Raw genomic sequence first — 19699 nt, forward strand, 5'->3', positions numbered from 1 at the left:
ATTAGAGTTTCCATTGATAAAGTAATTCTGTTATTTCGAAGCCGAACTCAGGTAGTTCGGTTTCGCCAATTATTTTGGCTCCCATTTTTTCATAGAAGAACCGGCTTGGATTTTTATTAAAAACCTCTAAACGAATAAAACTGTATCCATGATTTAAAGCACATTGATGAAACTTTTGAAACAACTCGTGTCCTATACCTTGCCTTTGGATTTCTTCCAAAAGATAAAAAGCAAGAATTTCAGCAATATTATTCTCTGGATTTAAGTAACCATCGAGAAAGCCTTTCACTATTCCATTTTCAATATAGATAAATAACTTATGATCAGGGCTTTTGGCGATTTCTTTCCATAACTGTTCTTTATCTAGTACTTTAAGCTCATCCAATATTTCCTGCTTAAGCATACCTGTATAGGTTTCTTTCCAACACTGCACATGTACTTCTGCAATAGATAATGCATCCTTAAAAGTAGCTATACGAATTTCTCTTTCATTTAGTGATTGCAATTCGTTTCCCTCATGTCACTACTTTTAAAGTAAAGCACCAATTTGTTTCATACAAACTTATTCAGCTAAAAGCCGCTCTCGAACATGCATTAAAGCAAAACCCAACAAATTTAAGCCTTGCCATTGAGATGGATCTTGAATATGTGGATGGTCTTGTGCCATACCAATTCCCCAAATTTTATCGACTGGAGATGCTTCAACCAAAATACGATCTTTTGTGGCTAATAAGAATTCTTTCAATTTATGATGCTGAGAGAATTTAGCAAAGTTCGCCTGTACGACAATGTCAAACCGATTTTCTTGCCATATCTGTTCATCATAATTACGCACTTTACGACCTAGCTGTTTCGCCTCATTCGGATGTTTAACCTGCAAGATCCGTGCAAAAACTTCTTCATCATTAAATAATTTTGCTTTTTGCGCCATCATGTAGTGCTCAGCAGTAAAGTATTCATCACCTTCCACTTTAAATTGCGCAGGAAACCACTGGCTAAAACAGCTTTTATCAACAAGATCAGCTTTTTTAGGAGTATGTCCCCAGAAACATAAGTATTTAAACTGGTGGCCTTGCTGTACTTTTTGAATTAAGTCATTTAGAAACTGTTCGTCTTTCATCACTTATCTCTTTTTATTATCTCTTTTTAAAATAGAACCACTAAAAATAAAAAAGACCGCTAAAAAGCGGCCTCTTTTTGAATCTCTAAGCTTATGCAGCTAATGCGCCTTTAGCTTTTTCAGCTAAAGCAGCAAATGCTACTGCATCATGCATAGCGATGTCAGCTAATACGCGACGGTCGATGATCACTTGAGCTTTTTTCAAGCCATCGATCATACGGCTGTAAGACAAACCGTTTTGACGAGCACCAGCATTGATACGCGCAATCCATAGAGCACGGAATTGACGTTTCTTTTGACGGCGGTCACGATAAGCGTATTGACCAGCTTTGATTACCGCTTGGAACGCTACGCGGTATACGCGTGAACGAGCACCATAGTAACCTTTAGCGCGAGCAAGAATTTTTTTGTGACGACGATGAGCCACTACACCACGTTTTACACGAGCCATTTATAATCTCCTTAGATGTATGGGCACATACGACGAACTGAGTTCACGTCAGAAACATGAACCATTACACAGCCGCGTAATTGACGGATACGTTTAGCAGATTTTTTGGTCAAAATGTGGCGCTTAAATGCTTGTTTGCGCTTGAAACCGTGTGCAGTCGCTTTGAAGCGTTTAGCAGCACCGCGGCGAGTTTTCATCTTAGGCATAACAACCTCTTTTGAACACCTGTTCGGAACGTTCGCACCATTGCAAAAACGACCTGCAGGTAAGGGAGCCGATATTCTAAAGCATCGCAACTTAAAACAAAAGTAAAATGCTCATTTTTTGATAGTAAATTGTCTATTTTATATAAACGTTATTTTCTATAATCAATTATCAAATTACGAGAAAATCCATAAAATCATCACCTATAATAAGTGCAATCTCTTAAATTCAAAAGAATATGAATATACAAAATGATGCTTTCGCTGCATTGCGGTATCGAGACTTCTCTATCGTTACGATCAATCAGTTTTGCTTAACACTCGCAATTTTGATTCAAGAAATTATTGTTGCCTATTCATTATATCAAATCACCAAAGACCCACTGACTTTAGGTTTAATCGGACTCGCAGAAGCAATTCCTTTTATTGCTCTTTCTCTTTGGGGAGGCTATTTTGCAGATAGGTTTAATAAACAGATTATTATGAAAATCTGTTTATTTTTCTCAGTTCCCCTTCCCTTGGTTTTATGGTTACTTTTCCACTTACATGGTTTAGGGCATATCAGTGTTAGCTTCCTTTCTTGGGGTATTTATGCTGTTATTTTTGGTTTAGGAACAATCCGCGGTTTCTATAATCCTTCTGCAACTTCATTAAAACCATTTTTAATTCCGCGTGAACTCTATGCAAATGGTGCGACATGGACAACCATCGGCTGGCAAAGTGGTGTAATTATTGGACCAATGCTGGGTGGTTTTATGCTTGCTTATTTAGGCAGGGAAACCAGCCTATTTAGTGTTGCTGCTTTACTCGCTATTTGCTTTATTTTAATTAATTTATTGCATAAACGTAGTTTCCCTAAAATTGAAACTGACAATATTTTAGAAAGTTTAGGAGAAGGTTTCCGTTTTATATGGAAAACCAAAATTGTTCTTTGGGCAATTTCTCTTGATTTAGCTTCTGTTTTATTTGGCGGCGTTATCGCCTTATTACCAATTTTCGCAGAAGATATATTAAAAGTCGGCCCAGAAGGGCTTGGATATTTACGAGCAGCTCCGTCTATTGGCGCACTAATCACTATGATTGCTTTGACTCGCTTTCCGCCAACTCAGCATGCATGGCGTAACATGTTACTTGCTGTAGCAGGTTTTGGAATATTTACTATTCTATTCGCCTTCTCAAACAATATGTGGTTATCTCTTTTTGCTCTTGCTATGACAGGCGCATGTGACAGTATTTCTGTTGTTGTAAGACAAACCATTTTACAAATTTTCCCACCAGAAAATATGCGAGGCCGCGTTGCTGCCGTAAACGGTATGTTTGTATCTTCAAGCAATGAATTAGGTGCTTTTGAATCAGGTTTAGCGGCTAAATATTTAGGCACAATTACGGCTACAATTTTTGGAGGCTGTATGACTCTCGTGGTTGTGACTTTCTGTTGGCTCAAAACGAACGATCTATTTAAAGTAGACATTACCAAAAGCTCAGAAGATTAATTTAAATATTTATGAACCAAAGCATCTTCGGATGCTTTTTTATTTTAAATAAAACCCATCATCACCCAGTAAATAAACAAATAGCGCCCTGCTTTGGCAATAATAACGATACCAAGGAAGCGCCAAAAATTTTCTTTGAAGAGTCCAGCAACCAAAGTAATTGGATCGCCAATGATAGGTGCCCAACTCAAAAGTAAGGAGTAAAAGCCATATTTATGATAAAAGTTTTGTGCTTGTTGTAAACGCTTTTCAGAAACTGGAAACCACTTTCGATGTTTGAATTGCTCTATCTTTAAGCCTAACCACCAATTGACACAAGAACCTAAGACATTACCCAAAGTAGCTATGCCAATTAAAAGCAAAGCTGAATGTTGGCCCTTCAACAATAAGGTTACCAATACCGCTTCAGACTGTAGAGGTAATAAAGTGGCAGCGCCAAAAGCACTAATAAAAAGCAAAAAGTAACTCAGCATAATTCATTACACCAAACTACTTTTTGCTTTAAGCATTTATTAAATCTAGGCAAGAAATTAAGCTACTTTAATTGATAGTGCTTTCTGAACTGCTGGACGTGCTGTTAAGCGGACAATATATTCTTGTACGTATGGATAATCTTCAAGCTGAATACCTTGCCATTCATAACGTAAAATCCACGGCAAGATTGCCATATCAGCAATCGAGTATTCCCCAGCAACAAACTTCTGACCAATCAGTTGTTTATTGAGCACTCCATATAAGCGTTTAGTTTCATTTAAATAGCGCTCTATGGCATAAGGAATTTTTTCAGGAGCAAATTTATTAAAATGATGATTTTGCCCAAGCATCGGTCCTAAACCACCCATTTGCCACATGAGCCATTGCTCAACCTCAACCCGCTCTTGCTCATCAGCTGGATAAAATAATCCAGTTTTTCTACCTAAATATTGCAAGATAGCGCCCGATTCAAATATAGAAATTGGCTCACCACGAGGTCCATTTTGATCAACAATCGCAGGAATTTTATTATTTGGGGAAATTCTCAGGAAATCTGGTTGAAATTGATCATTTTCTAAAATATTAATTGGGTAGAGGGTGTAATCCAATCCCATTTCTTCTAAGGCAATTGTGATTTTATGTCCATTGGGAGTACCCCAATAATATAGATCAATCATTCTATTTTCCTATTCATCATTATCATGACTGCGTCTTGCGTTATATCATGTTTTAAGAGGAACTATGATATTTCCAACACCAAAAAACACATAAAATTCGTGAATCGAGTTTCTTAAAAAATATAGCAATTGTCTTAAATAAAACTGAACAGAAAAAAGTTAAATGATGTTTTTTATTAATATGAGGATAAAAAAAAGCACTGCTTTTGCAGTGCTTTTTTTGAGTATTACTTTTTCTTTTTCGGTCCAAGTAACATACCCATTTGACGGCCTTCCATTTTTGGTGCTTGTTCCACAACCCCAAACTCGGCCACATCTACTTCAATTTTTTGCAATTGAGCTAAGCCAAGTTGTTGATGAGCCATTTCACGACCACGGAAACGTAAAGTGATCTTCACTTTGTTTCCTTCTTCAAGGAATTTCAAAATAGCACGAAGCTTAACTTGATAATCACCAACATCAGTTGCAGGGCGCAGTTTGATTTCCTTCACTTGCACTTGATGCTGTTTTTTCTTCGCATCTTTTTGCTTCTGCTTAAGGTCAAACAAGTGCTTGTTGTAATCCATAATTTTACAAACAGGCGGCTCGGCGTTTGCGACGATCTCAACAAGGTCAAGCTCTACCTCTTCAGCAGCACGCAGTGCTTCACTTAATGAAACAATTCCTTTTTGCTCCCCTTCAGCACCGACAAGGCGTACTTCTTTTGCACGGATCTCATCGTTAATTGCTGGACGGTTGCTTTTTGCACCTTGTTGTTGGTTACGGTCAGGCTGTTTAATCTTTCTTACTCCACAATATACCGGCCGCGATCGGCGACGGCAGACTTCACTAAGTCAATGAATGCATCTACTGACATAGTACCTAAATTTTTTCCTGAGCGCGTACGTACATTCACAGTACCTTCTTCAACTTCCCGGTCACCAAGAACTAACAAGTAAGGAATACGCTCTAGAGTACGCTCACGAATCTTAAATCCGATTTTTTCGTTTCTCAAGTCAGAAATAGCACGAAGACCATTTTCTTTGAGTTTTGCTACGACTTTCTCACAAGCTTCAGCTTGAGAGTCAGTAATATTCATAACACATGCTTGTAACGGCGACAACCAAGGTGGCATGAAACCAGCGTAGTGTTCAATTAGTATACCAATAAAACGTTCAAAACTGCCAAGAATTGCACGATGCAACATAACAGGTTGATCACGATCATTGTCTTCAGTCACATAAGACGCATCTAAACGTTCTGGTAAATTGAAGTCACACTGAATAGTACCACATTGCCATACACGTCCGAGACAGTCTTTCAATGAGAATTCAATTTTCGGACCATAGAACGCGCCTTCACCTGGCTGTAATTCCCACTCAAGACCCGCTGCATCTAAAGCATCTGCTAAAGATTTCTCAGCCATATCCCAAAGTGCATCATCACCCACACGTTTTTCTGGACGTGTAGAAAGTTTCATTTGCACTTCTTCAAAGCCAAAATCTTTATAAACATCTAAAGTGAGTTTAATAAAGTCTGCAACTTCTTGACCAATTTGTTCTTTAGTACAGAAGATATGAGCATCATCTTGTGTAAAACCACGTACACGCATAATACCGTGTAAAGAACCAGATGGTTCGTTACGATGGCAAGAACCAAACTCCGCTAAACGAATTGGCAAATCACGGTAAGACTTCAAACCTTGGTTAAAAACTTGCACGTGACATGGGCAGTTCATTGGCTTAACCGCATAGTTACGACTTTCAGAATGAGTCGTAAACATGTTGTCAGCATAGTTCGCTGCATGACCAGATTTTTCCCAAAGCGTAAAGTCTACGATTTGTGGAGTTTTAATCTCGAGGTAACCATTGTCTTGCTGAACTTTACGCATGTATTGTTCAAGAACTTGGTAAATTGTCCAACCGTTTGGATGCCAGAACACCATACCCGGTGCTTCTTCTTGCATATGGAACAAGTCTAAGGCTTTACCAATTTTACGGTGGTCGCGCTTTTCAGCTTCTTCAATACGCTTAATGTATGCAGCAAGCTGTTTCTTATCAGCCCATGCTGTACCATAAATACGTTGAAGCTGTTCATTCTTCGCATCGCCACGCCAGTAAGCGCCAGAGATTTTTGTTAATTTAAACGATTTTAAGAATTTAGTGTTTGGTACGTGTGGACCACGACACATGTCCAAATAATCTTGATGGTAGTACAAGCCCATTTGTGTTTCTTCAGGCATGTCTGCGATCAAGCGTAATTTATATTCTTCACCACGTGCAGTAAATTCAGCAATTACTTCATCACGCGGTGTCATTTTTTTAACGACATCATAATCTTGGTCGATGAGCTTTTTCATGCGCTCTTCAACAGCAGCCATATCGTCTAATGTAAAAGGACGAGGCATCCAGATGTCGTAGTAAAAACCTTCTTCAATGACTGGACCAATCACCATCTTAGCTTCAGGGAATAGCTGTTTAACAGCATGTCCTACAAGGTGTGCACAAGAATGGCGAATGATTTCAAGACCTTCTTCATCTTTTGGAGTGATGATTTGTAAGGTCGAATCTTCGGTAATTAAGTCACATGCATCAACTAAGCGATCATTTACTCGTCCGGCAACAGTATTCTTTGCTAGACCAGGCCCAATACTTTGGGCAACTTCCATAACAGATACGGCGTGATCAAAACTCTTTTGATCGCCATTTGGCAATGTGATAATTGGCATAAAAAAATCCTTAAGGAGTGATGCCCTATACGAAGGAGCATTTCACCGCGAGATTATGATCGAGGCGAACCTCAAAATATAAAAACGGTGTAAAGCAAAATTAAAAATCCTGAAAGATTTTACACTTGTTCAAGCAAAGTGAAAACCTTTGAGCCCACAAAATCATAAATACATTTTGCTTATCAGGTAAACAGCAATAAATGACTTAAAAAATATATGGGGAAGATTTTTTAAACACACTCAGCACAAGTGGTTTAAGATGAAGAAAATAGCATTTTTGCTCATTTTCTGACTGAAGGGTATTTCTCTTTAAGACTAAAGCATAGATGCGTTGATGAGTATTAAGTCATATTTTCAAAGAATGAATTAAAAAATAGAACACGGAGTTGTTTACCATGGTTAGTGCTTATGATGAATTACCACGCACACCCGCAAACTTTGTTGCATTATCACCTCTACGCTACTTAGAACGTGCAGCTTATATTTATCCAAATCAAGCTTCGATTATTCATGGTAAGCGCCAAATTTCATGGAAAGAAACTTACCAACGTTGTTGCCAATTTGCTTCTCAGCTCAAACAACTGGGAATTAAAAAAAATGATACGGTATCAGTCTTATTACCAAATATTCCAGCCATGGTTGAAGCACATTTTGCCGTTCCAATGGCTGGTGCTGTACTCAATACGCTCAATACACGTTTAGATGCAAAAACAATAGCTTTCATGTTGGAACATGCTGAAAGCAAAGTGCTTTTGGTTGACCCTGAGTTTGTTAATTTGGCAAGAGAAGCCCTCTCTCTTATTCCTGACCAACACATTATTGTGATTGATGTAGCTGATGATGAATATGAAGGTGAAAATCAGTTTATCGGTTCTTTTGAATATGAAGAATGGATAGGCCAAGGCGATATTAATTTTGTATGGCATTTACCAGAAGATGAATGGGATGCGATTAGCTTAAGTTACACATCTGGAACGACGGGTAATCCCAAAGGTGTTGTTTATCATCATCGTGGTGCTTATCTCAATGCTGCAAGTAATATATTAGCCTGTGGAATGAAACCTCGTGCTGTGTATTTATGGACATTACCCCTTTTCCACTGTAATGGTTGGTGTTTTGCATGGAGTATCGCAGCCAGCGGTGGGACGAATATTTGTTTGCGCAAAGTCGACCCAGAATTAGTCATGCAACTCATTGCAGAACATAAAGTTGATTATTTCTGTGGTGCACCTATTGTTCTTTCTATGATTATTAACTTACCTAAAGAAAAGCAAACTAACTTTGATCACCATGTTGAAGTAATGGTTGCTGGAGCAGCTCCCCCAGTTGCTATTATTGAAGGTATGCGAAATATGGGGATTAACGTAAACCATGTGTATGGCTTAACAGAAACGTACGGCCCTTCTGCCCTATGTGCCTCTCAATCAGGATGGAATGAACTTTCAATTGCTGAACAAGCTCAGCTTCATTCTCGTCAAGGTGTTCCCTATCCATTACAGGACAGTATGCGTGTGCTAGACCCCGAAACCATGCAGCCTGTACCGAATGATGGACAAACTATGGGAGAAATTATGTTTCGTGGCAATATTGTCATGAAAGGCTATTTAAAGAATCCCCAAGCAACCCAAGAAGCTTTTGCTGGTGGATGGTTCCATACGGGAGACTTAGCCGTTTGCCATCCCGATGGTTATGCAAAAATTACTGATCGCTCAAAAGACATTATTATTTCAGGTGGAGAAAATATTTCATCTCTAGAAGTAGAAGATGTTTTGTATAAACACCCCGCCGTTTTAACCGCTGCGGTAGTTGCTAAACCCGATGCTCGTTGGCAAGAAGTACCTTGCGCATTTATTGAATTGAAAATGGGTGCTACGGCAACACCTGAAGAAATTATTGAACATTGCCAAAAAGAATTAGCACGCTTTAAAGTTCCTAAAGATGTGGTCATTACAGAAATTCCAAAAACATCGACCGGCAAATTACAGAAGTTTATTTTGCGCGAATGGGCAAAAGAACGTGCTGAGAGTATATAAACAAAAAAAGCGACGCCTTGAGCGTCGCTTTTTTTGTTTAAGCGCATTTAGCCTTGATCGGACAATAATGCGATTTGCTGTACATAGTTAACAAATTTAACTTTTGATGCCTCGATTTCTGCTTCACTCAACTGTTGAGTTTTATCACGATTGATTCTCAACACATGTTGACGCAAGGTATGACGTTCCGATGCATTATAAATTTTACTAAATTCATTAATTGCAGGATCACCCTGTTCAATCATGCGGTCAACCCAACGCATTAATTGAGCCTGTCTTTTTGCGCCTTGCTGCGGGGTTAAATAAGACAAAATAACGGTCTCATCTTCATTGCGCAACAATTTACCAATACGTTGAAATTGGCGACGACGTGCTTCAAAAGAACTAATGTTCTGCACTTCCATTAAAGCATCAATTAAACGCTCATCAACTGGAAGTTTCTGAATTTGTTTAATAGAAAGTTGTGCGAGTTGCTCACCTAAAGCAGCCATGCGTTGCACTGCTTTTTTCTGTTCGGTTTTACTTGCACGTCCTTCTAAAGAACCAAAATCTTCTTCACTATAACGTTGGGAACCACGTGCCACGATTAATCTGCCTCATAAAATTTTGCTGCGAATAACGCCAGCACTTCATTTAATGCCTGTTCTTCGTCGGTACCATCAATGACCAATCGCAAAGTGGTCCCTTTACCTGCACCTAACATCAGCAAAGACATAATATTTTTTGCATCTACCAAATGATCGCCTTTTCCAATCTGGATCGACGAACGAAACTTTGTAGTGACCTCTATCAGTTTCCCTGATGCACGAGCATGTAAACCGAGTTTATTAATTACATCAACAGTTGTGTCTATCATGACCAGTGCTTCATTTCTCTGTGTAAGACCTGAACAGACCATTCTGCCTCAAGTGCTTGTTTTAGTCTATCTACGATATAAACCGAACGATGTTGCCCCCCAGTACAGCCAATAGAAATCGTCATATAGTGACGATGTCCTTCAGCAAATGCGGGAAGCCATTTTTTTAAGAAGTGAAGAATATCATCAAACATTTCGTTTGCTTGTGGACTCGCTTCTAAAAATAGTCTTACTGGCTCATCCAAACCAGAAAAACGTCTTAATTCTAAATCCCAATGCGGATTTGGTAAATGCCGTACATCAAAAACATAATCGGCATCTAAAGGAATGCCATGTTTATATCCAAAGGACTGCAATATGACAATAAGCTTATCTGACTGCCCCAGTTTAGACAGTAAAATATGCTTTAAATCATGAACGCTTTTATCCGTTGTATCAATATGAACCGTAGCGCGAAACTGAATTGGAAGCAGTAACTGCTTTTCTTCATGAATACATTGCAACAGACTTTTGAAACGATTGGCTAATGGATGTGGACGACGTGATGCACTAAAACGCGCAATCAAATCCTGATCTTGCGTCGTCAGGTAAATAACATCAACAGTTCCATGCCTTTGTAGTTGCTCAAAAACATGATCGAACTCTTGCATATCTGCCCGAGTACTTCTTACATCCACACCTAAAGCCAATTGCTCCAGATTATTTTCATGATCTAGCTTTGCCACAATTTCAGGCAGCAATGCCAAAGGCAAATTATCAATACAGTAATAGCCCAAATCTTCTAATACTTGAAGGGCTGAAGATTTTCCTGAACCAGACTGTCCTGTCACGATAAGTATACGCTTCATGGCATGGCTGTCCTTTGATCTCTTTTATTGGGGTGTAAAGGCAACTTCTAAATTGTCAATCAAACGGGTTGCACCCAGTTTTGCCGCGACAAATAACACAATATCACGATCAAATTGAGTAGCAGGTAACAGATTTGTCTGACGAGCTTCGACATAATCAACAACAAAGCCATTATCTGTCAACTGAGTTTTGATATCTTCTACAACTTGTTGCAAATCTTTGCCTTGATGTAACTGTTGCTCGGCCTGCTTCAAACTTTGATAAATAACTGGAGCAATCTGACGCTGCTCAGTGCTTAAATAACCATTTCTTGAGCTAAGCGCTAAACCATCTGCTGCACGAACAATCGGCACGCCAATCACTTCTAAAGGAATATTTAAATCTTGTACAAACTGGCGAATCACTGCTAACTGTTGGTAATCCTTTTGTCCAAAGAAAGCGTAGTTCGGTTGCACAATATTAAAGAGCTTCGTTACAACCAAAGCTACACCATCAAAGTGTCCTGGACGTGAACTACCGCATAAAGCATCTGTAATCTGATTTACACTGATGTTCGTTAAACGCGGTTGTGTACCGTACATTTGCTCAACTGATGGCGCAAAAATAATGTCACAGCCAACATCGGCAAGTAAGCGACTATCTTGCTCTAAAGTACGAGGATAGTTGTCAAAATCTTCGCCCGGACCAAATTGAGTTGGATTTACGAAGATGCTTACAACCACAACATCACATAACTTTTTCGCTTCACGAACAAGTGTGAGATGCCCTTCATGTAGATTTCCCATTGTTGGGACAAAACCAATAATTTTACGTGCAGCTCTAGCAGGATTTAAAGAAGCTGCAAGACCTTGTATGGTGGTTTCTGTTTTCATGAATTACAGCTCAACGTGAAAAGTATGTTCTTTGGCAGGGAATGACTGATCCTGCACAGCCGTATGAAATGCTTTAAAAGCATCTAAAATGGCAGTTTCACCTGATTGCTCTTTCATAAAGTTACGTACAAAACGAGCAACTCGACCAAAAGTTAAACCTAACATATCTTGCACAACCAATACTTGACCATCAGTTGCATTACCTGCACCAATACCAATTACAGGTGTATTAGGGAATAATTCAGCAATTTCTTGTCCCAACTGAGCAGGAACACATTCAAGTAATAATACTGACGCGCCCGCTTCAACCACTGCTGTACAATCAGCAATGAGCTGATCTGCTGCTTCACGCGTTCTAGCTTGTAATTTATAGCCACCGAATACATGTACAGATTGAGGTGTTAAACCTAAATGTACACAAACAGGCACACCATTACGGGTTAAAACCTGCACGATTTCACTTAACCATGCACCGCCTTCGATTTTCACCATTTGAGCGCCAGCTTGCATGACTGTTCTTGCATTTTGCAAAGCATCATTCAAGGTTGCATAACTCATAAATGGCAAGTCTGTCATAATCAAGGCATGCTGGTTACCACGACGAACCGCTGCCGTATGATAAGCCATATCTTCAACGGTTACTGGCAAAGTTGAATCTCGCCCTTGAATTGCCATTCCAAGAGAATCACCAATTAAGATTGTATCAATTTCAGCAAGTTCCATTGCTTTTGCCATGCTTGCATCGTAACAAGTTAGACAAGAGAACTTACGTCCTTCGGCTTTAAATTTTCTTAAGTCACTTAGACTAATCATGATGATATCCTCTACAGGAGTTTGCAGAACATAATGAATCGAGAGCTTAAGCCCAAGACTCATCCGCAAGTACAGTCAGTGTCGGCTGCTGTATCAGTTCTAAATTTTTAAGTGGCTGATTATTAATCTGTAAATCAGCATCTAAATCTAATAAAGGAATCACAACGAAATCTCGCTCTAAAATTCCTATATGCGGCACAGTTAAGCGCTCATTGTGAATTTTTTCATTGCCATATATAAGCAAATCCAGATCTAAGGTTCGCTCACCCCAACGACGAAGTCGTACACGACCAGCTTCTTGCTCAAAACGTTGTAAATGATCCAGCAAATCTAAAGGTGCAAGATCCGTATTTAATTCTGCAACTGCATTTAAATAATTTGGCTGATCTTGAGGGCCCATAGGTGGACTTTGATAAAGTCTAGAAACTTTAACCATTCCTAACGTCTTAAGCTTAGCAATGGCTTCAGATAAAATTTGACGTGAATCGCCTAAATTACTTCCTAAACCAATATAAGTGGTTATTGTCATTGCGTTGGCCCAAAAACAACTTGGCTTAAATCGCGTTGTACCCGCTTACGTTTTAAAATTGGATGATCGCCCGTCACGCCTGCTTGTGAGGCAGTCGCTTTTTCAACAAACCGGCCTACAGCCTGATCTTGTCTGGTACGTTCTTTTTTCCCACGGCGAGTGCGTGGTTCCGGAATATCAACCAAAGGTTCAATTTCCGTCTCAACTTTATTATTTTCGATAGGCTCAGCAGCAGCTTTACGACGGTTTCTAGCTTTCTGACGATTATATTGGCTAATAGCAGCTTCTTTTTCGTCATTTGACATTTCTTGGTAGGTTTCCCACCAGCTTCCCATTCCTTGTGTTGCGTCATCACCTGACTTTTCACGAAGTAATAAGAAGTCAAAACCAGCACGGAAGCGAGCATGCCCTGCCAATGCTTCTATTTGCTGTGGTTTTGGATTAAGCAAACGAGTCTGCATTTCCCAAACTTCACGAATAAAAGTTTCTGCAAAACGAGGGATAACTGTGCGTGTTGCTTGACGTTTTAAAACATCTAACCCAGCCTGCGCACGGGCTTCAGCCGGCACAATGCCTTTAGATAAATAAAATTCACAACGTTCTAAAAACGGTTGCCACAATAACACTGCATAGAAAAATGCAGGATTAATGGTTTTACCCACTTGTATACGTTGATCTGTATTCTTCGCTGCTCTTAAAATAAATGGGGTGAGATTAGGTTGAACATCGGCAAAAAGTTGCTTCCAGACACCAAACTCAATCAACATTGGCAGAACACGCGCCAAATGTCCCATTGTGAACAACTTCTGAGATTCGTCATATAAACGATGCGGAGAAACGTCACGCAATAATTGCGTCATTTCAGCATTAAAGATATCGAGAATATTTGAATCAATTTTGAAATTTAACTTGGCTGCAAAACGTAAAGTTCGCAGCATACGCACTGGGTCTTCTTCAAAACGCTGTGCTGGATCGCCTAATAAACGTAGAGTTTTATTTTTAACATCGTCCATCGCTTTGCAGAAGTCGAGCACGATACTCTTACGCGGTTGGTAATATAGCGTATTGATTGAAAAATCACGGCGAGCAAAGTCTTGTTCGATGGTACCCCAGTTATTGTCACGTAAAATCATGCCAGAGGCACTCGTAACTGCTTTTTTAGGAGGGGCACGGAATGTAGCAACTTCAATAAGCTCACGCCCTGAATAGACATGTGCCAATTCAAATCGACGACCAATGATTCGGCAACGTCTGCCAAAAACTTCTTTAATTTGAGAAGGTGTCGCATTGGTGACTGCATCGAAATCTTTAGGATTAAACCCTAGCATTAAATCACGGACACCACCCCCAACAATATAAGCTTCATAGCCAGCTTTATTCAGGCTATCGATCACATCTAAAATCGAAGAAGGAAGTTGGGCTGTGGACAAACCACATTTTGACGCTCGCAAGGTTTGCAAAAGACGCTGTCTCCTACGTCAGTACGTAAATAACAAGTTGTCGCTAATCATAGCTCTAACGCACACAAAGGGCAATTTGATTCTCTGTAGTTTGCGCATGAAATGACAATTGACAAACACATGATTTATAAACTCAACCGCGTTTTATTCTTTTCAAAAATGGCTGGACCTATGCCCTTTACGTTTTTAAATTCATCAATATTTTTAAAGCCACCATTCTTTTGACGGTATTCTACAATCGCCTGAGCCTTTTTTTCACCAATCCCTTTTAGCTTTTGAAGCTCTTCAATATTGGCTTGATTCAAGTGAACTTGTCCTGAAGAATCAGTCATGGCTGAGCTTTTTGGAACTTTAGAATGAGAGGCGTGTTGCATGCTCAACTTCTGATCATACATCTGCTGTTTAGCCTTCCACTCCTTAAAATTTTGATCAAAAGATTGAGCCTGAATAAAGGTTGATGAAATCAGGCTCCAAAATAAAATAATAAAAATATAATACTTACTCTTCCAAAGACTCATGTTGAGCTGCATGTGTTTTTTCCCCTAACCGTAACTGCCGCTTTGCCTGATTCCACAATTCATCCATTTCAGACAAGGTCATGTCCTCTAATGTTCTTTGCTGTTTTTGAGCTTGATCTTCAATAAAAGCAAAACGGCTTCTAAATTTATGTATTGTTGATAAAAGTGATGTTTCACTTGAAATCGCGAGTTTACGTCCAACATTGACTAATGAAAACAGGCAATCTCCAAATTCATCTTGAATTTCATCAATATTTTGATTTTTTAGCGCTTGCTTGAACTCATCTAGCTCTTCTTCTAGTTTCCCATAAGCATCTTCTACGGTTTCAAAGTCAAACCCAACTTTTGCGACATTTTCTTGAACTTCTTGTGCCTGTAATAGTGCTGGCCCATGCTTTATTTCATCTAATCTTGATTGCGGCTTGCCTTGTTTTTCTTGTTGTTTAATTTGTTTCCATAACTCACTTACTTGTTCTGGCGTTAAGTTATTAAATTGATCTGCCTGAAAAACATGTGGATGACGGTGGATTAACTTTTCACTTATTGCCTCAACCACATCTTGAAAATTAAAAGCACCTTGCTCACTAAACATTTGTGATTGAAACACAACTTGTAATAACAAATCACCTAACTCATTTCGAATTTCATCAATGTCACCTTGACGAACAGCCGCCTCAACTTCATATGCTTCTTCAATCGCATATTTAGTCAGTGACATTGGGGTTTGTTCTTGATCCCACGGACATTTCTCTCGTAACTCTTGCATGATTTTAAGCAATTTATCCATGGTAACCCTCAAGTTTAAAATTCGGTCAGTAAAACTAAGATTTTAATTTGTTATGATCAAAATCAAAGCGATTAAATCAGTCGCACTATTGTACTGACAAAGAGAAAAAAGATGAGACACAGTATTCTGATTAGTGGCGCCGCTCAAGGTATTGGGGCAGAAATTGCACGCGTATTCTACAAACAGGGATATAAAGTAGGCATTTATGATATTAATGAATCACTTGCTCAAGAGTTGGCAAATGACTTAGGGCCAAATGCCCTTGCCGGCTATCTAGATGTAAGTGATTACAATCAGTGGCAACTTATATTAAAAGAATTTACCGACTGGGCTGGGGAACTCAACATCTTAGTAAATAACGCTGGCATTTTATATTCTGGTGCATTTGAAACGACTGATATTAAAGCTCACCAAAGAACAATAAATATTAATGTAAACGGTGTTATCAATGGCTGTCACGCAGCTCATCCCTATTTAAAGCAAGCGTCTTTTGCACGTGTCATCAATCTTTCATCAGCTTCTGCAATTTATGGGCAAGCTGATTTAATTTCTTATTCAGCTAGTAAATTTGCTGTTCGCGGAATTACCGAAGGTTTAGATGTGGAATGGAAGAAATATGGTATTCGTGTTTTAGATGTGATGCCGCTATTTGTACAAACTGCAATGGTTAAGGGTATGGATGCAGGCACAATTCAAAATATGGGGGTAGATTTAACTCCAAATGATATTGCTCAACAGGTACTTACGCTTGTAGAGAAAAAGGCTCATTTCTGGATGCCAACTCACACTCCGGTTGGCATAAAAACTAAACTGCTTTATCAACTCTCGACTTTAAGCCCTCAGTTTTTAAACCGACTAACCAATATTTATTTGTCGAGAAAATAATTCAAAGTAAAAAGGCTGTCATTTGACAGCCTTTTTACTAAAATAACTTAAAACACATTTATAATACAACAATCAAAAAAAACACTAAAACTTAAGTTATTCTAAATTAAAAACTTCAATAAAATAAATTTCAGCACCTATTAATTAAAAAAACTTTAAATACGAATAAAATAAATTAAGAAAAACTAAATAGTTCAGTTATTTAGACTTATAAATCCATTTAATTCTCAACAAAACAATAAACACACTTTAAAAGCTAATATACAAATTATTATAAAACTTTAATTAGATTATTTATCCAACAAACAAACACTTAAAATATAAAACCTCAAAAACATTCAACGCTATATGAGATAAGCCTTTGCGTTTATTTCTCTACAGAATAAACAAAGCCAATAATAATAAAATTATTGAAATACTCACTTTATAAAATTATAGTTCGTTTTTTTTTGTAAACTTATGAGCATTTTTTGTGACAAACTTTTCAATAATTAAGCACTCACAACGACACAAAAAAACTCTTCTGGCTATTCTATTTGGTAGTGTTTTGCATACTGCTCATGCTGGCTTTTTTGATGACTACAATCAAACTGCTCAGAGCTTCCGCGCCAACATCACACAACCAATTCCAGAAGAAACTCATAAATTTTTAGATAAAAAAGTTAAGGGAAGCGATGCTGCACTCTATCTACTTGAAAAAGGTCGTTTGCAACAAGCTAATCATCAGTATGAAGAAAGTAAGAAATCCTTTGAAGCTGCGTTTGTACTGTTAGACCAAAGAAATAATAAAGCAAAAATCAGTGCATCAGAACTCGGATTTAAAGCTCTCTCACTTGTAAGCAATGACAGCATTATTCCTTATAAAATCCCAGAGTATGAACAAGTTTTAGCACATGTCTATCAAGCCATAAATTTTATGGCTCTCAATAACGCAGAAAGCGCTGGTGTAGAAATGCGCATCGCCCAACGTATTCAGCGCGAAATTGAAGTTGCTCACACAAAGGAAGCGGAAAAAGCTAAAGAAAAAGCTGGCTCCGATAATAGTCAGAACTTCGACGAAGCTTTTGCTGGCCTAGATACAATTGCAGGAAAGGTTAAAAATACATATCAAAATGCTTATGCATTTTACATGGCAGCCACTCTTTGGGAAGCATTAGGAGAAGAAAACGATGCCCTCGTTGACTTCAAAAAAGCTTATGAATTGCAGCCTAATGACTTCATTAAAAATGATGTTAAACGCTTAGACATGTCTTCGGGTAAAAAGTCTCAACAATATCCAGTTGTAATTTTTTTAGAGCAAGGCCTAGTACCTCAAAAAATACCGAATACATTTGCTTTGCCTACTCCAAATGGCTTAATTAATGTTTCATTTGCTAGCTACAATCCCTCTACCTACAAAAGCCCTACCAGTCTTCAAGTGCTTGTAAATGGTAGGTCTGTGACAAACACTTCAACCTTAACTGATATTGGTGCATTAGCTGTAAAAACATTAAAAGAAAATGTAGCTGCCAATATGACATCACAAATTGCGCGCACAACAGCAAAATATATGGTCCAAAAAGAACTCGGGAATCATCTTGGGGCTATTGGTCAAATTGCTGGGAATATTTACAACACAGCTTCTGAAAAAGCCGATGTTCGTGCGTGGAATACTTTACCAAGTAATGCTCAAGTTGCTCGTCTCACTTTGCCAACAGGCACTCATATTATCCAACTGAAAAATGGTTATATGACTCAAGAAATTAATATTGATGTTAAGCCAAATCAAACTGTGTTTATTCATGGCATAGAAGCAAATCAAGAAATTTTAACCGATAGTTTTGCTATTACTCATTAATGATTAAAGGATATTCAAAATGAAAAAGGCCGTAATTTATTTGAGCCTACTCTCAATTGCATCTGCATTTTTTACAGGTTGCACAGCTCCAAATGCTATGCAAACAAAAACAGATAGCGTAACTGGTAAAAGTACTGTTCGTACTCAGACCAGTAACCCTATTTTAGCTACCCGTATTGGCGTTAGTCGAATCAATATGACAAGTTTAGGTGATATCAAACGCGCTTCTCTTGCATTAAAAAACGGTTGGTTCTATGCCCAAGACTTCCAATACAAAGTTGTATGGTTTGATGCAGAAGGAACTGAAATTAATCCTGAAGGTGCAATTTGGAAACCTATTAGCTTACAAGGTCGTGAAGTTAAAACTGTTCAGTCTGTTGCACCTAACCCTAGTGCAGTCGATGTATTGATTTACATGAAAAAAGATTAAATTTTTAAGTTTTCTTAACCTAATTTCACAACATTATTTAAAGATAGATACAGGACATTTTAATGAAAATTAAATCACTATTCATGATTACAGCATTGAGTAGCGCTGCACTTTTTTCGGGCTGTGCTTCACAAAACGTTAGCTATGGTGATGCGCAATCTGTTGAAACTTTAACAAAAGATTTTGGTTCTACGGACTTACAGCAAATTGCGACAAAAATGGTGGATGACATGCTTGCCTTCCCACCAATTATTGATATGACAAAGAGCCGTCGTCCTGTTTTATTTGTTGACAAAATTAAGAACAAGTCTCAAGAGCATATCGATACAGAGTCTATTACCGATACGATTCAAAACCGTTTAATCAATTCAGGAAAATTCCGCTTTGTAGATATGACTTCTGTGGGTGCGGTAGCAGACCAAATGGCTTATCAACAACGTAGCGGAATGGTAGATAAACGTACTGCCGTACAATCTGGCTCACAGATTGGTGCTGAGTATATGTTAAATGGTAATTTATCTAGCATCGTTAAAAACTCAGGCGGTAAGAGTGATGTTTATTATAAATTCACTTTAAAACTACTGAATTTAAAAACTGGAATTGTTGAGTGGACCAGTGAAAAAGAAATCCGCAAATCTGCAAAAAAATCTACATTCGGCTTATAAGCTTTTCTAGTTAATTCCTTTATAGCATGGCAGTTATTAA

At 38.4% G+C, this 19699-nt stretch carries 23 protein-coding genes; 6 read left to right on the forward strand and 17 right to left on the reverse strand.

Going from position 1 to position 19699, the window contains the following annotated elements:
- Position 1: 1 nt before the first annotated feature.
- The 4 genes from F935_RS12330 to rpmI form a co-directional block, all read right to left on the reverse strand.
- Positions 2-505, reverse strand: coding sequence for a GNAT family N-acetyltransferase (locus F935_RS12330; protein ID WP_016139215.1), 504 nt, complete (start codon positions 503-505; stop codon positions 2-4).
- A 57-nt stretch (positions 506-562) separates the two neighbouring features.
- A complete protein-coding gene (locus F935_RS12335) occupies positions 563-1120 on the reverse strand; it encodes an NADAR family protein (RefSeq protein ID WP_016139216.1) in 558 nt (185 codons plus the stop codon).
- 91 nt (positions 1121-1211) lie between these two features.
- On the reverse strand, positions 1212-1571 hold the full coding sequence (rplT, locus tag F935_RS12340) for a 50S ribosomal protein L20 (RefSeq protein WP_000124858.1): 360 nt from the start codon (positions 1569-1571) through the stop codon (positions 1212-1214).
- A gap of 11 nt (positions 1572-1582) precedes the next feature.
- Positions 1583-1777: a 50S ribosomal protein L35 gene (rpmI, locus tag F935_RS12345; RefSeq protein WP_003655048.1), complete on the reverse strand. Its 195-nt coding sequence runs from the start codon at positions 1775-1777 to the stop codon at positions 1583-1585.
- 236 nt (positions 1778-2013) lie between these two features.
- Between rpmI and nreB the strand changes: the two genes are divergently transcribed.
- Complete coding sequence (nreB, locus tag F935_RS12350) at positions 2014-3267, forward strand: nickel resistance MFS transporter NreB (protein WP_016139217.1); 1254 nt, start codon at positions 2014-2016, stop codon at positions 3265-3267.
- A 44-nt stretch (positions 3268-3311) separates the two neighbouring features.
- Here nreB and F935_RS12355 read toward each other — a convergent pair whose 3' ends face one another.
- The 4 genes from F935_RS12355 to thrS all read right to left on the reverse strand — a co-directional run bounded on the left by F935_RS12355 (position 3312) and on the right by thrS (position 7125).
- Positions 3312-3740 (reverse strand): YqaA family protein, encoded by a 429-nt coding sequence (locus F935_RS12355; RefSeq protein ID WP_016139218.1) that lies wholly within the window; start codon positions 3738-3740, stop codon positions 3312-3314.
- A gap of 57 nt (positions 3741-3797) precedes the next feature.
- A complete protein-coding gene (locus tag F935_RS12360; RefSeq protein ID WP_016139219.1) occupies positions 3798-4418 on the reverse strand; it encodes a glutathione S-transferase N-terminal domain-containing protein in 621 nt (206 codons plus the stop codon).
- A gap of 227 nt (positions 4419-4645) precedes the next feature.
- Positions 4646-5197: a translation initiation factor IF-3 gene (gene infC / locus F935_RS12365; protein WP_080026316.1), complete on the reverse strand. Its 552-nt coding sequence runs from the start codon at positions 5195-5197 to the stop codon at positions 4646-4648.
- A 5-nt stretch (positions 5198-5202) separates the two neighbouring features.
- On the reverse strand, positions 5203-7125 hold the full coding sequence (gene thrS / locus F935_RS12370; protein WP_016139221.1) for a threonine--tRNA ligase: 1923 nt from the start codon (positions 7123-7125) through the stop codon (positions 5203-5205).
- 395 nt (positions 7126-7520) lie between these two features.
- On the opposite strand from thrS, the gene F935_RS12375 reads away from it, so the two are divergent.
- The gene (locus F935_RS12375; RefSeq protein WP_016139222.1) at positions 7521-9158 is read left to right on the forward strand and encodes an acyl-CoA synthetase; all 1638 of its coding nucleotides are present in this window, start codon (positions 7521-7523) and stop codon (positions 9156-9158) included.
- Between the two features lie 47 nt (positions 9159-9205).
- On the opposite strand, the gene yjgA is transcribed toward F935_RS12375, so the two are convergent.
- From yjgA to mazG, 9 genes are all read right to left on the reverse strand, one after another.
- Positions 9206-9742, reverse strand: coding sequence for a ribosome biogenesis factor YjgA (gene yjgA, locus F935_RS12380; protein WP_016139223.1), 537 nt, complete (start codon positions 9740-9742; stop codon positions 9206-9208).
- A 2-nt stretch (positions 9743-9744) separates the two neighbouring features.
- Positions 9745-10014 carry an HPr family phosphocarrier protein gene (locus tag F935_RS12385; RefSeq protein ID WP_013198928.1) on the reverse strand — a complete coding sequence of 90 codons (270 nt, stop codon included), beginning with the start codon at positions 10012-10014 and terminating at the stop codon, positions 9745-9747.
- Positions 10011-10862, reverse strand: a complete 852-nt coding sequence (gene rapZ / locus F935_RS12390; protein WP_004794551.1) for an RNase adapter RapZ — start codon at positions 10860-10862, stop codon at positions 10011-10013. Before rapZ ends, F935_RS12385 begins: the two co-directional genes overlap by 4 nt.
- Positions 10863-10886: 24 nt before the next feature.
- Positions 10887-11735 carry a pantoate--beta-alanine ligase gene (gene panC / locus F935_RS12395; RefSeq protein ID WP_016139224.1) on the reverse strand — a complete coding sequence of 283 codons (849 nt, stop codon included), beginning with the start codon at positions 11733-11735 and terminating at the stop codon, positions 10887-10889.
- Between the two features lie 3 nt (positions 11736-11738).
- On the reverse strand, positions 11739-12548 hold the full coding sequence (gene panB, locus F935_RS12400) for a 3-methyl-2-oxobutanoate hydroxymethyltransferase (RefSeq protein WP_016139225.1): 810 nt from the start codon (positions 12546-12548) through the stop codon (positions 11739-11741).
- 46 nt (positions 12549-12594) lie between these two features.
- Positions 12595-13077 carry a 2-amino-4-hydroxy-6-hydroxymethyldihydropteridine diphosphokinase gene (folK, locus tag F935_RS12405; protein WP_016139226.1) on the reverse strand — a complete coding sequence of 161 codons (483 nt, stop codon included), beginning with the start codon at positions 13075-13077 and terminating at the stop codon, positions 12595-12597.
- Positions 13074-14537 carry a polynucleotide adenylyltransferase PcnB gene (gene pcnB / locus F935_RS12410; RefSeq protein WP_016139227.1) on the reverse strand — a complete coding sequence of 488 codons (1464 nt, stop codon included), beginning with the start codon at positions 14535-14537 and terminating at the stop codon, positions 13074-13076. Before pcnB ends, folK begins: the two co-directional genes overlap by 4 nt.
- A gap of 125 nt (positions 14538-14662) precedes the next feature.
- Complete coding sequence (locus F935_RS12415; RefSeq protein ID WP_016139228.1) at positions 14663-15067, reverse strand: ComEA family DNA-binding protein; 405 nt, start codon at positions 15065-15067, stop codon at positions 14663-14665.
- Positions 15036-15842 carry a nucleoside triphosphate pyrophosphohydrolase gene (gene mazG, locus F935_RS12420; protein ID WP_016139229.1) on the reverse strand — a complete coding sequence of 269 codons (807 nt, stop codon included), beginning with the start codon at positions 15840-15842 and terminating at the stop codon, positions 15036-15038. Before mazG ends, F935_RS12415 begins: the two co-directional genes overlap by 32 nt.
- A 111-nt stretch (positions 15843-15953) precedes the next feature.
- Here mazG and F935_RS12425 point away from each other — a divergent pair, with 111 nt between their 5' ends.
- The 4 genes from F935_RS12425 to lpoB all read left to right on the forward strand — a co-directional run bounded on the left by F935_RS12425 (position 15954) and on the right by lpoB (position 19659).
- Positions 15954-16727, forward strand: coding sequence for an SDR family oxidoreductase (locus F935_RS12425; RefSeq protein WP_016139230.1), 774 nt, complete (start codon positions 15954-15956; stop codon positions 16725-16727).
- A 547-nt stretch (positions 16728-17274) separates the two neighbouring features.
- Entirely contained in the window at positions 17275-18564 is a 1290-nt protein-coding gene (locus tag F935_RS12430; RefSeq protein WP_228253329.1) for a COG3014 family protein, read from the forward strand.
- 19 nt (positions 18565-18583) lie between these two features.
- A complete protein-coding gene (locus F935_RS12435) occupies positions 18584-18994 on the forward strand; it encodes a YcfL family putative periplasmic lipoprotein (RefSeq protein ID WP_016139232.1) in 411 nt (136 codons plus the stop codon).
- A 62-nt stretch (positions 18995-19056) separates the two neighbouring features.
- Positions 19057-19659 (forward strand): penicillin-binding protein activator LpoB, encoded by a 603-nt coding sequence (gene lpoB, locus F935_RS12440; RefSeq protein WP_016139233.1) that lies wholly within the window; start codon positions 19057-19059, stop codon positions 19657-19659.
- The last annotated feature ends 40 nt before the right edge of the window (positions 19660-19699 follow it).

This window comes from Acinetobacter calcoaceticus ANC 3811 (assembly GCF_000399665.1).
Classification (GTDB): domain Bacteria; phylum Pseudomonadota; class Gammaproteobacteria; order Pseudomonadales; family Moraxellaceae; genus Acinetobacter; species Acinetobacter calcoaceticus_B.